This window comes from Streptomyces sp. HUAS MS02, assembly GCF_055702265.1.
This window is the reverse complement of sequence record NZ_CM146747.1, coordinates 7,164,113-7,177,191: the sequence shown is the minus strand read 5'-3', so window position 1 is coordinate 7,177,191 and position 13,079 is coordinate 7,164,113. Positions and strand designations below refer to the sequence as shown.

Below are 13,079 nucleotides of genomic sequence, written 5' to 3'. Positions count from 1 at the left end.
GCCGACCGCGGGTCGGTGGGGGTCGATCGCGCAGTTCCCCGCGCCCCTTCGGGGCGCTCTACGGCAACTTCAGCTTTACGGCCGACTGCAGTGTCGCGGGCGTCGTCCAGGCCGAGCGGGCGCCTGCGTACGGGGTCCCGAACGCGGTGGTGCCCACCGATAGTTGCTGCACGGTCCCCTTCGGGGCCGTCACCGGGATCTCCGTCCCCCTGGGCGCCGTCACCGTCACCGTCGTGCCGATCCGGTAGGCCGTGACCGTGCCGTTCGCGAGCGCGGTCTGCCAGGCGGCCCGGCGCCTCAGCTCGGTGCCGACCGCGCTGTGCCGGGGGTTCTCCAGCGGGGTGTCGGAGGCGAAGAGCGCCCGGTAGTCGGCGAGCACCCGGTCCAGGACCGGGTAGAGCAGCCGTTCCTCGGCCAGGTTGGACTGGTGCGCGTAGTGCGGTCGCGGGTCGTTGCCGACGGCGTGCAGCAGGGCCGTGCGGACCTCCTGCGGGACGATGTGCGACGTGTACCCGGTGGCCGGGTCCAGCGGGGCGGCCAGGCAGGTGGAGGCGGCGTCGTTCTCGCAGACGCCGCTGCCGCCGTCGGCCGCCGAGGTGTAGACCCAGTTGTACTCGTCGACCATCTCCGCGGCCGTGCCGACGTTGTAGTAGACGTTCATCGGGTGGCGCGGCACGGTCAGCGCGGCGCCGACCGGACGCTGGGCCGGTTCGCGGGAGTTGTCGGAGGCGATCCACATGACACCGTTGTCGGCGAGGGCGCCCGCGAGGTTCGGGTTGTCGTCCGGCTGCTGCGGCAGGGTCCGCAGGCCGGAATGCTCGCCGGTCACCAGTTCGTCGCGCCGCACGGGCAGGCCGCGCGCGACCGCCCACGCGTGGTTGTCGCGGATCTGCGCGGCGATGTCGGCCCGGCTCAGGTAGCGGGTGGTGCCGTCCGTGTTCTTCGCGCAGCTCCACGGGACGGTCGAGGTGTCCTGGAGGCAGCCGAGGTACTGGTGGGTGTAGGTGTGGTTGATCCAGCGGTACGCGGCTCTGTCGGCGATCAGCCGGTCGGCGAGGGCGTCCGTGCCGCCGTTCGCCTCCTTCCACTCCTCGCCGCTGCCGCCGTTGTAGACCATGTCGAGGGTGAAGCCGCTGGACCGCTGCCACTGCTCGGCGTACTCCGCGTCGGCGGCCGTCATCCGGATGGGTTCGGCCTGGGCGCCCTCCCCGTCGCCGCAGTTGAAGCTGCCGGGGGTGCAGTTGTTCTCGGTGTCCCAGCGGCTGTCGGGCGCGAAGACGTCGTCGATGTGGACGCCGAAGTAGTTCCGGCTCCGGCCGAGGTGCACGCCGTCCGTCAGCCACTCCACGATGCCCCGGGCCAGTACCCGGAACTGCCGCTGGTGCTGGTTGTAGGCGAACGTGACCACCAGCTCGCGGCGTCCGTCGTGGGCGTACTCGCCGACCAGGCTGCCCCGGCCGCTGCCGCCGGGCACCGGGAGGTCGACATAGCTGGTGTAGCCGGTGCGGGGCCGGGCGACGAAGCCGTAACTCTCCTGGGTGGAGGCGGAGTTGTCCTCGAAGGTGAACCGCCCGTCGAGGTAGCCGAAGCGGCTCGCCCGGCCGGCGTCGGTCACCGTGGCCTCGCGGCCGTCGAGGGAACCGGCCCAGCCGCCCTCGCTCGTGTGGTCGAGGCCGACCCCGGGGTGCGCCCAGGTGTAGGCGTCGACCTGCGGGATGCCGTACGTCCGCTCGTAGGTCTCCAGGGCGGTCTGCTCGGCCGAACCCGGGCCGAAGGGGGCCTCGTTGGGCAGGACCACGCCCTGGTACCGGGCGCGCGGGGTGCCACCGGCCGTGTCGCTCAGGAAGGCCGCGTCGATGGTCGGGCGGTTCGCGTCGTTCAGGTTCACGCGGGTGTACGGGACACCGGTGCTCCTCAGTTCGGCGGTGATGGCCTGGACGGGGCTGTCGCCGTTGTCCACCACCAGCACCCGCAGGTCGACACGCGGTGCGGCGGCGGCCGACGCTCCCGGTATGCCGAGGCCCGCCACCAGCAGGCTCGTCGTCGCCACGAAGGCTCCGGCACCTCTCCATCCGGCCACGCTGTGCGCCATGTTCGCCCTTTCCCCGAGAAGTCCCCCGGGGCCGGACTGAACGGCCGCACCGAGGGGAAGCAGTGGAAACGATGCAGACCGATGAGATGAGTTGATCACTCACCGGCGGGACGAGTCTCACCCAGGTCAGGGCACATGAGGGCACGAAAATGACCATGAAGCCACATAGGGGTGAACGCCCGCAGGGATGATCGAAACCGGTGGCCGACGCTACGCGCGAAGACCGTCGGCACCACGCGCGAGGACCATGGATGCGCGCCCCGCGCAGTCGCGATAAGGGATCCCCCTATCCCTCAGCCATGGGGATCTCCCTGCACGTCCGGGAGGCAAAGTCGGGGAGGCTGGTCGCAGCGGACGCCATACGGAGGGCGCGGCGCAACCGGCCGACGCCCCAGGTCCGATGGGCCGAACAAGGGCCTAGGCTCGTTCCCGGCACGTCGACCCATCCGTTCGGCCACCGAAACTCAATCGGAAGCGAGATTTCACCACCGTGACTGCTCTCACTCTCAGCACCGCCGCCGTGTCGGGCCTCCGGGCCGACGCGCTCGTGGTCGGTGTCGCGAAGGGCCCTGCATCCCGGTCCGGGGACCTGGTCGTAGCGCCGGGTGCCGAGGCCGTGGACCAGGCGTACGACGGCAAGCTGGCCGGCCTCCTGGAGACCCTCGGCGCCACGGGCGCCGAGGGCGAGGTGACCAAGCTGCCCGCGCCGTCCGGCTTCAAGGCTCCGCTCGTGGTGGCGGTGGGCCTGGGCGCGGTGCCCGAGAAGGACGGCACGTTCGCCGCGGAGACGCTGCGCCGCGCGGCCGGTGCCGCGGCCCGCGCCCTGACCGGCACGAAGAAGGCCGCGTTCGCGCTGCCCGTGGCCGACGCCGCCGCCGTGGCCGCCGTGGCCGAGGGCGCGCTGCTGGGCGCTTACTCGTTCGACGTCTACAAGGGGCAGGCCCCTTCGGACAAGGACGCGAAGGCGAAGAACGGCAAGGCGCCGCTCGCCGACGTCGTCCTGCTCGGCGCGAAGCCCCGCGACAAGGCCCACAAGGCGGCCGTCGAGCGCGCGATCGCGGTGACCGAGGAGCTGAACCGCGCCCGCGACCTCATCAACACCCCGCCGAACGACCTCGACCCCGAGGCCTTCGCCGCCGTCGCGCAGACCGCGGCCAAGGAGCACGGCATCAAGGTGACCGTCCTCGACGAGAAGGCCCTCGCCAAGGGCGGCTACGGCGGCATCCTCGGCGTCGGCGCGGGCTCCGCGGCCACGCCCCGGCTGGTGCAGCTGTCGTACACCAGCTCCAAGGCGAAGAAGCACCTGGCGTTCGTCGGCAAGGGCATCACGTACGACTCGGGCGGTATCTCGCTCAAGCCCGCCGGGCACAACGAGACGATGAAGTGCGACATGAGCGGCGCCGCCGCCGTGTTCGCCGCGGTCGTCGCCGCCGCCCGGCTCAAGCTGGAGGTCAACGTCACGGGCTGGCTCGCCCTCGCCGAGAACATGCCGTCCGGCTCCGCCACCCGCCCGGGTGATGTGCTGCGCATGTACAGCGGCAAGACGGTGGAGGTGCTGAACACCGACGCCGAGGGCCGCCTGGTCCTGGCCGACGCGCTCGCCAAGGCGTCCGAGGACAAGCCGGACGCGATCGTCGACGTGGCGACGCTGACCGGGGCGATGATGCTGGCGCTGGGCAACCGGACCTTCGGGATCATGGCCAACGACGACGCGTTCCGCTCCGCGGTGCACGAGGCGGCGGAGGAGTCCGGCGAGCCGGCGTGGCCGATGCCGCTGCCGGAGCACCTGCGCAAGGGCATGGACTCGCCGACCGCCGACATCGCGAACATGGGCGAGCGGTACGGCGGCGGCCTGGTCGCCGGGCTGTTCCTGAAGGAGTTCGTGGGCGAGGGCATCACCTGGGCGCACCTGGACATCGCGGGGCCGGCGTTCAACGAGGGCGGCCCGTTCGGGTACACGCCGAAGGGCGGGACCGGGACCGCCGTGCGGACGCTGGTGCGGCTGGCCGAGCGGGCTGCCTCCGGCGACCTGGGGTGATGTTCGCCCAGGAACTCGATCCGGTCGGTGGTACTCGGTAGTACGGCGAGTGCGGGGGCGTGGGGGCTGGTCGCGCAGTTCCCCGCGCCCCTGACGGGGCGCGGCCCCTCGGCCCTCTGTCACATCTGAGCGTGTGGTGTCTCACACCCCGGCCCGGCGTCTCGTTCGCCCGCGACAAGTGCGAAGATGGGGCTCGGCAGGACAGGGCCCCCACCACAGGGCCGAAGAAGAGCGGCCGGACACCAGCCGCCGCGCGGGTCTCGGACGACCGGCGTACGGCGCACATGCATGGAGGACGTGACGTGGCGAACGACGCCAGCACCGTTTTCGACCTAGTGATCCTCGGCGGTGGTAGCGGTGGTTACGCCGCGGCCCTGCGCGGGGCGCAGCTGGGCCTGGACGTCGCCCTGATCGAGAAGGACAAGGTCGGCGGCACCTGCCTGCACCGGGGATGCATTCCCACGAAGGCCCTGCTCCACGCGGGCGAGATCGCCGACCAGGCCCGCGAGAGCGAGCAGTTCGGTGTGAAGGCCACCTTCGAGGGCATCGACATCGCCGGGGTGCACAAGTACAAGGACGGCGTGATCTCCGGCCTCTACAAGGGTCTGCAGGGTCTCGTCGCCTCCCGCAAGGTCACCTACATCGAGGGTGAGGGCCGTCTGTCCTCCCCGACCTCCGTCGATGTGAACGGCCGGCGTGTCCAGGGCCGTCACGTCCTGCTGGCGACCGGCTCCGTGCCGAAGTCGCTGCCGGGCCTGGAGATCGACGGCAACCGCATCATCTCCTCGGACCACGCCCTCGTCCTGGACCGCGTGCCCAAGTCCGCGATCATCCTGGGCGGCGGCGTCATCGGCGTCGAGTTCGCCTCCGCGTGGAAGTCCTTCGGCTCCGAGGTCACCGTCATCGAGGGCCTGAAGCACCTCGTCCCCGTCGAGGACGAGAACAGCTCGAAGCTTCTTGAGCGCGCCTTCCGCAAGCGCGGCATCAAGTTCAACCTGGGCACCTTCTTCTCGAAGGCCGAGTACACCCAGGACGGTGTCAAGGTCACCCTCGCCGACGGCAAGGAGTTCGAGGCCGAGGTCCTGCTCGTCGCCGTCGGCCGTGGCCCGGTCTCCGCCGGTCTCGGCTACGAGGAGCAGGGCGTCGCCATGGACCGCGGCTACGTCCTGGTCGACGAGTACATGCGCACGAACGTCCCGACCATCTCCGCCGTCGGTGACCTGGTCCCGACGCTCCAGCTCGCGCACGTCGGCTTCGCCGAGGGCATCCTGGTCGCGGAGCGTCTGGCCGGCCTGAAGACCGTTCCGATCGACTACGACGGTGTCCCCCGGGTGACGTACTGCCACCCCGAGGTCGCCTCCGTGGGCATCACCGAGGCCAAGGCCAAGGAGATCTACGGCGCGGACAAGGTCGTCGCTCTGAAGTACAACCTCGCGGGCAACGGCAAGAGCAAGATCCTGAACACCTCGGGCGAGATCAAGCTCGTCCAGGTCAAGGACGGTGCCGTGGTCGGCGTCCACATGGTCGGCGACCGCATGGGCGAGCAGGTGGGCGAGGCCCAGCTGATCTACAACTGGGAAGCCCTCCCCGCCGAGGTCGCCCAGCTGATCCACGCCCACCCGACGCAGAGCGAGGCGCTCGGCGAGGCCCACCTGGCCCTCGCGGGCAAGCCGCTGCACTCGCACGACTGACCCCTCGGTCGACGAAGCGACGATCCAGACTTCCGCAATCGTTAAGGAGCAACAGAAACCATGGCGGTTTCCGTAACCCTTCCGGCGCTCGGCGAGAGCGTCACCGAGGGCACCGTCACCCGCTGGCTGAAGGCCGAGGGTGAGCGTGTAGAGGCCGACGAGCCGCTGCTCGAGGTCTCGACCGACAAGGTCGACACCGAGATCCCCTCCCCCGCCGCAGGCATCCTCGCCTCCATCAAGGTCGCCGAGGACGAGACCGTCGAGGTCGGCGCCGAGCTGGCGCTGATCGACGACGGCACGGGCGCGCCCGCCGCCGCCCCCGCCCCGGCCGCCGAGGAGGCCCCGGCTCCGGCGCCGGCCCCCGAGCCCGCCGCGGCCCAGCCCTCCACCGAGCAGGCCGCGCCCGCTCCGGCCCCGACCGCCGAGGCGGCCACCGGCGGCGGCTCCGCCGAGGGCACCGACGTGGTCCTCCCGGCGCTCGGCGAGTCCGTCACCGAGGGCACCGTCACCCGCTGGCTGAAGGAGGTCGGCGACTCCGTCGAGGCCGACGAGCCGCTGCTCGAGGTCTCCACGGACAAGGTCGACACCGAGATCCCGGCGCCCACCTCCGGTGTGCTGCTGGAGATCACGGTCGCCGAGGACGAGACCGCCGAGGTCGGTGCCAAGCTGGCCGTCATCGGCGCCCCCGGTGCCGCTCCGGCGGCTGCCCCGGCCGCCCCGGCTCCGGCGCCCGCCGCCGCTGCCCCGGCCCCGGCCGCCCCGGCCCCTGCCGCCCCGGCTCCCGCGCCCGCCGCTCCGGCCCCGGCTCCGGCTCCGGCTGCCCCGGCTCCGGCTCCGGCTGCCCCGGCTCCGGCTCCGGCTGCCCCGGCTCCGGCGCCCGCCGCCGCTGCTCCGGCCGCCCCGGCTCCCGCCCCGGCCGCCCCGGCCCCGGCCGCCGCTCCGGCCGCGCCCGCGTCCGCCGCCACCCAGGCCACCGACGAGGGCGCCTACGTCACCCCGCTGGTGCGCAAGCTCGCCGCCGAGAACGGTGTCGACCTGGGCTCCGTCAAGGGCACCGGCGTCGGCGGTCGTATCCGCAAGCAGGACGTCATCGCCGCCGCCGAGGCCGCGAAGGCCGCCGCCGCTGCCCCGGCTCCGGCCGCCGCAGCCCCGGTCGCCGCCGCGAAGAAGGCGCCCTCCCTGGAGGCGTCCCCCCTCCGTGGCCAGACCGTCAAGATGCCGCGCATCCGCAAGGTCATCGGCGACAACATGGTCAAGGCGCTGCACGAGCAGGCGCAGCTGTCGTCGGTCGTCGAGGTCGACGTCACGCGTCTGATGAGGCTGCGCGCCCGCGCGAAGGACTCCTTCGCGGCACGCGAGGGCGTCAAGCTCTCCCCGATGCCGTTCTTCGTCAAGGCCGCCGCCCAGGCGCTGAAGGCGCACGCGCCCATCAACGCCAAGATCAACGAGGCCGAGGGCACGATCACCTACTTCGACACCGAGAACATCGGTATCGCGGTGGACTCCGAGAAGGGCCTGATGACCCCGGTCATCAAGCACGCCGGTGACCTCAACATCGCCGGTATCGCCAAGGCCACGGCGGAGCTGGCCGGCAAGGTCCGCGCCAACAAGATCACGCCCGACGAGCTGTCCGGCGCGACCTTCACGATCTCCAACACGGGTTCGCGCGGCGCGCTCTTCGACACGATCATCGTGCCGCCGGGCCAGGTCGCGATCCTCGGCATCGGTGCCACGGTCAAGCGCCCGGCCGTCCTGGAGACGGAGGAGGGCACGGTCATCGCCGTCCGCGACATGACCTACCTGACCCTCTCCTACGACCACCGTCTGGTCGACGGCGCCGACGCGGCCCGTTACCTGACGGCCGTCAAGGCGATCCTGGAGGCGGGCGAGTTCGAGGTCGAGCTCGGTCTGTAGCCCCTGGGTGCACGTGTGACGACGGTGCCCCGCCCGGAGTTCTCCGGGCGGGGCACCGCTGTGTTCGGGCCGCGTCCCGGACGAGGCCCTTGAGCCTGGCCGGTACGGGTCTTTACAAACCGGTCGCCGATGGGAGCGTGTAAGTCTCGTCTCACCTGCGCGAAAGCACCCCCGTGCGCCTCTCCCCCGAACGGCCACGGCTTTATTGTCTAGAGGTCAACGCCCTTGGGGCTCTGTCCCCCGCCGAAGGAGCCCGCATGACCACCGCGCCCGTCGTCCACTCGCTGCGCGAACAGATCCGCGAGCACATCGTGGAGGGGATCGTGAGCGGACGGTGGAAGCCGGGCGAGCGGATCGTGGAGCGGCGGATCGCGACGGAGCTGGAGGTCAGCCAGACTCCCGTGCGGGAGGCGCTGCGCGAGCTGGAGTCGCTGCGGTTGATCGAATCCGCGCCGAACAAGGGCGTACGGGTGCGGAACCTGACGGCGGCCGACCTGGAGGAGAGCTACCCGGTTCGGGCGGGCCTGGAGGCGATCGCGGCGGAGCTGGCGGCGGAGCGGCTGGCGGAGGACTGCTCGGCGCTGGAGCCGCACGTGGCCGCGCTGTACGAGGCCGACCGGAACGCCGACGGTACGTCCCAGGTGCGGCACACGGTGGCGTTCCACCGCGAGCTGGTGCGGGCCGCGGGCAACTCGGTGCTGCTGCACACGTGGGAGGGGCTCGGGATCGAGGTCTTCACGGCGCTGTCGATCCGGTGGCTGGGGACGGTCCAGCAGTCGTACGCCGAGGAGCACGAGGAGTTGGTGGCCGCGTTCCGCCGCCGTGACCCGCGGATCGCTGATCTGGTCAAGGCCCACGTCCTGGGCTGCGCCCCGCACACGGACGACGAGCCGGCGTAGTCGTCGGGGGTGCGTTTTCGGCTGCGGGCCCGGTGGGGGCTGGTCGCGCAGTTCCCCGCGTTCCTTGGTCACCCGGGCTCATTCCATGCTTTCAAGGGGCGCGGGGAACTGCGCGAGAAAGCCCCACCGGAGCCGCACCCACCAACGCACCCCAACCCACCCACCCCCCTGAGCGAACCCCCGCTCAAACGCCGCCCCACCTGCACAAACCCCGGATCGGCAAGGCACCCGGTGTCGTCGCCGAAGGCACCCCGTGCCGACTTTCTCGTGATCAAGATATTTTGCCCGCAACCCTTTGATCGATCATCGATCAGCGGGTTACAGTCGCCGACGGGCTTCCACCGAAGCCCCAGCCCTGTCCTGCCAAAGACCAAGGGCACCCCCGAACCCTTACCGATGAGGGAACCCCCTTCGACTGAGGAAGGCGGCGCAATGACCGACTCCAACGCCATCCAGCCGAGCGCGCTCGACCAGCTCCCCGACCGCGACCCGGAGGAGACCGCCGAATGGCAGGCCTCGCTGGACGCCGTCACCAAGGCGGCCGGGCCGCACCGCGCGGCCTACCTGATGCGCCGCACCCTGGAGCGTGCGGAGGGCAACGGCATCGCGCTGCCCAAGCTGCTCGAGACGGACTACGTCAACACCATCCCCACCGCCGCCGAGCCGGGCATCCCCGGTGACGAGGCGATGGAGCGCCGTATCACCGCGTGGAACCGCTGGAACGCGGCCGCGATGGTCACCCGTGGCTCCAAATACGGCGTCGGCGGCCACATCGCCACCTTCGCCTCCGCCGCCTGGCTCTACGAGACCGGCTTCAACCACTTCTTCAAGGGCAAGGAGGCCGACGGCTCGGGCGACCAGCTCTACATCCAGGGCCACGCCTCCCCCGGCATCTACGCCCGCGCCTTCCTCGACGGCCGGCTGAACGAGTCCCACCTGGACAACTTCCGCCGCGAGTCGGGCGGCGAGGGCCTCCCGTCGTACCCGCACCCGCGCCGGCTGCCCTGGCTGTGGGAGTTCCCGACGGTGAGCATGGGCCTCGGCCCGCTCTCCGCCATCTACCAGGCGCGCTTCAACCGCTATCTCACCAGCCGCGGCGTCAAGGACGTCTCGAACTCCCACGTCTGGGCGTTCCTCGGCGACGGCGAGATGGACGAGCCCGAGTCCACGGCGGCACTCGCCCTGGCCTCCCGTGAGGGCCTGGACAACCTCACCTTCGTCATCAACTGCAACCTGCAGCGCCTCGACGGCCCGGTCCGCGCGAACTTCAAGATCGTGCAGGAGCTGGAGGCCCAGTTCCGGGGCGCCGGCTGGAACGTCGTCAAGACGCTCTGGGGCTCGGCCTGGGACGAGCTGTTCCAGCTGGACACCACCGGCGCGCTCGTACGCCGTCTGCGCGAGGTGCCCGACGCCCAGGTGCAGACGTACCAGACCCGTGACGCCGCCTACATCCGCCAGGACTTCTTCGGCAAGGACCCGGCGCTCGTCGAGATGGCGAAGCTGCTGAGCGACGACAAGATCCTGGAGTGCTTCCACCTCTCGCGCGGTGGTCACGAGGCGCGCAAGGTGTACGCCGCCTACAAGGCCGCCGTCGAGTTCAAGGGCGCGCCGACCGTCATCCTGGCCCAGACCGTCAAGGGCTTCACCCTCGGCGAGGGCTTCGCGTCGAAGAACGCCAACCACCAGATGAAGAAGCTGTCGACGGACGAGTTCAAGCAGATGCGTGATCTGCTCGAACTCCCCATCAAGGACAGCGACTTCGTCGACGGGGTCGTGCCCTACGGCCACCCGGGCGCCGACTCCCCCGAGGTCCGCTACCTCCAGGAGCGCCGCGCCGCGCTCGGCGGTCCCGCCCCGGCCCGCCGCACGCACGCGCTGGCCCCGCTGCCGGCCGCCGCCGACAAGACCTTCACCTCCTTCGACAAGGGCTCCGGCTCGCAGAACGTGGCGACGACCATGGCCTTCGTCCGGCTCGTCAAGGACCTGGTCCGCGACAAGCAGACCGGCCGCCGCTGGGTGCCCATCGTCCCCGACGAGGCCCGCACCTTCGGTATGGAGTCGCTCTTCCCGTCCCTCGGGATCTACTCGCCGAAGGGCCAGACGTACGAGCCGGTCGACCGCGACCAGCTGATGTACTACAAGGAGGCCAAGGACGGGCAGATCCTCAACGAGGGGATCACCGAGGCCGGTTCGATGGCCGACTTCATCGCCGCTTCGACGTCGTACGCGACGCACGGCGAGGCGATGATCCCGTTCTACATCTTCTACTCGATGTTCGGCTGGCAGCGGACCGCCGACCAGATGTGGCAGCTCGGCGACCAGCTCGGCCGTGGCTTCCTCGTCGGCGCGACGGCCGGCCGTACGACCCTGACGGGCGAGGGCCTGCAGCACGCCGACGGCCACTCCCCGGTGATCGCGGCGACCAACCCGGCGGCGCTGACGTACGACCCGGCGTTCGCCTACGAGGTCGCGGCGATCGTCAAGGACGGTCTGCGACGGATGTACGGCGAGGCCGCCCCCGGCGAGGACCCGAACGTCTTCTACTACCTGACCGTCTACAACGAGCCGCTGCCGCAGCCCGCGAAGCCGGCCGTGGCGGGCGTGGACGAGGGCATCGTCAAGGGCCTGTACCGCTTCAACACGGCCGAGTCGGCGGGGCTCTCCCCGGTGGCGAACGCGCCGCGCCTGCAGCTGCTCGGCTCCGGTACGGCGATCCACTGGGCCCTGGAGGCGCAGAAGCTGCTCGCGGAGGAGTGGGGGGTGGCGGCCGACGTCTGGTCCGCGACGTCCTGGAGCGAGCTGCGGCGGGACGCGCTGGAGGCCGACGCCGCGCTGCTGCGCGGGGAGGAGCGGGTGCCGTTCCTGCGGCAGGCGCTGCAGGGGGCCGAGGGGCCGGTGCTGGCGGTCTCCGACTACATGCGGCAGGTCCCGGACCAGATCGCGCAGTGGGTGGAGCAGGACTACTCGTCGCTCGGGGCGGACGGCTTCGGACTGTCCGACACGCGTGAGGCGGCGCGGCGGCACTTCGGCGTCGACGCGCAGTCGATCGTGGTGGCCGCGCTGGCGCAGCTCGCCCGGCGGGGTGAGGTCAAGGCGACGGCGGTGAAGGAGGCGCGGGAGCGGTACGGGTTGTAGGGGCCGGGCGCCTCATGACTCGGGGGGCGCGGGTTCGTCGGCGGGGGCGGCTCCGGTGGGGGCTGGTCGCGCAGTTCCCCGCGCCCCTGACAGCCGGGGCTGCGCCCCGCGCTCTTCACCCCGCGGCCCCGCCGCTTCTCCAGGCCGGCGGGGCCGTGGTCTTTCAGGCCCGCAGGGCCTGGTCTCTCAGGGGCGCGGGGAACTGCGCGAGCAACCCCCGCCCACCCGCAGCCGGACAACGCACCCGACATCGCACCCCCTTTTGTCACATCGGCCCGGCATCATGGCCCCATGCGTGCTGCCCGGCTGATCAAGATGGTGTTGCTGCTTCAGTCCCGGCCCTCCATGACCGCCGCCGAACTCGCGCGGGAACTGGAGGTGTCGGAGCGGACGGTGACCAGGGACGCCCAGGCGCTGTCGGAGGCGGGCGTCCCGGTCTACGCCGACCGGGGCCGGGCCGGCGGATACCGGCTGATCGGCGGGTACCGGACACGGCTGACGGGGCTGGCCCGCACGGAGGCCGAGGCGTTGTTCCTCAGCGGTGTGCCGGGCGCGCTGCGGGAGATGGGGCTGGAGGACGCCGCCTCCGCCGCCCGGCTGAAGGTCTCGGCCGCCCTCCTCCCCTCCCTCCGCGACGCCTCCCGCACGGCCTCCCAGCGGTTCCACCTCGACGCGCCGAGCTGGTTCAAGGAGCCGAAGACCCCCGAGCTGCTGCCCACCGTGGCGGACGCGGTCTGGGACGACCGCCGGATCGTCGCGCGGTACCGCAAGGGGCACACCGAGGTCGAGCGCGGCCTGGAGCCGTACGGTCTCGTGCTCAAGGCCGGCGTCTGGTACCTGTGCGCCAGGGTCCCCGACGCGGGCGCCCCTTCCGGCCCGGGCAGCCGGCCGGGTCCGGGGGTCTTCCGTACCTACCGCATCGACCGCTTCACCGGCGTCGACACCGGCGACGACCGCTTCACGCGTGACGAGGAGTTCGATCTCCCGGCCCACTGGGACGAGCAGGCGGAACGATTCGCCCGGTCGATCCTGCGCGCCGAGGTCGTCGTGCGGCTGTCGGCGGAGGGGGTGCGGAGGCTGCCGTACGTCGTGGACCCCGTGTCGGCCCGGGACGCGCTGAGTGCCGTGGCCGACGCCCCCGACGAGCACGGCCGGGTGACCGTCGCCCTCCGCGTGGAGTCGGAGGAGGTGGCATACATCCAGCTCACCGCGTTGGGAGCGGAGGTCGAGGTGCTGGCTCCCGAGGGGCTGCGGGAGCGGTTCGCCGAGGACGCGCGCCGGCTCGCCGGGCTGTACGGGGCGCCCTGAGG

7 protein-coding genes are annotated in these 13,079 nt (G+C 71.6%); 6 read left to right on the top strand and 1 reads right to left on the bottom strand.

Annotation, left to right across the window (positions count from 1 at the left end; all coding sequences use genetic code 11):
* Positions 1-58: 58 nt before the first annotated feature.
* On the bottom strand, positions 59-2,092 hold the full coding sequence (locus ACZ9QC_RS30835; protein ID WP_472916102.1) for a hypothetical protein: 2,034 nt from the start codon (positions 2,090-2,092) through the stop codon (positions 59-61).
* A 490-nt stretch (positions 2,093-2,582) separates the two neighbouring features.
* On the opposite strand from ACZ9QC_RS30835, the gene ACZ9QC_RS30830 reads away from it, so the two are divergent.
* The 6 genes from ACZ9QC_RS30830 to ACZ9QC_RS30805 all read left to right on the top strand — a co-directional run bounded on the left by ACZ9QC_RS30830 (position 2,583) and on the right by ACZ9QC_RS30805 (position 13,077).
* Positions 2,583-4,130 (top strand): leucyl aminopeptidase, encoded by a 1,548-nt coding sequence (locus ACZ9QC_RS30830; protein WP_472916101.1) that lies wholly within the window; start codon positions 2,583-2,585, stop codon positions 4,128-4,130.
* Between the two features lie 302 nt (positions 4,131-4,432).
* Positions 4,433-5,821, top strand: a complete 1,389-nt coding sequence (lpdA, locus tag ACZ9QC_RS30825) for a dihydrolipoyl dehydrogenase (protein ID WP_184895068.1) — start codon at positions 4,433-4,435, stop codon at positions 5,819-5,821.
* A gap of 60 nt (positions 5,822-5,881) precedes the next feature.
* A complete protein-coding gene (gene sucB / locus ACZ9QC_RS30820) occupies positions 5,882-7,735 on the top strand; it encodes a 2-oxoglutarate dehydrogenase, E2 component, dihydrolipoamide succinyltransferase (protein WP_472916100.1) in 1,854 nt (617 codons plus the stop codon).
* A gap of 257 nt (positions 7,736-7,992) precedes the next feature.
* A complete protein-coding gene (locus ACZ9QC_RS30815) occupies positions 7,993-8,634 on the top strand; it encodes a GntR family transcriptional regulator (RefSeq protein WP_045555398.1) in 642 nt (213 codons plus the stop codon).
* A 432-nt stretch (positions 8,635-9,066) separates the two neighbouring features.
* On the top strand, positions 9,067-11,769 hold the full coding sequence (gene aceE, locus ACZ9QC_RS30810) for a pyruvate dehydrogenase (acetyl-transferring), homodimeric type (RefSeq protein ID WP_472916099.1): 2,703 nt from the start codon (positions 9,067-9,069) through the stop codon (positions 11,767-11,769).
* Positions 11,770-12,060: 291 nt separating this feature from the next.
* Complete coding sequence (locus ACZ9QC_RS30805) at positions 12,061-13,077, top strand: helix-turn-helix transcriptional regulator (protein ID WP_472916098.1); 1,017 nt, start codon at positions 12,061-12,063, stop codon at positions 13,075-13,077.
* The last annotated feature ends 2 nt before the right edge of the window (positions 13,078-13,079 follow it).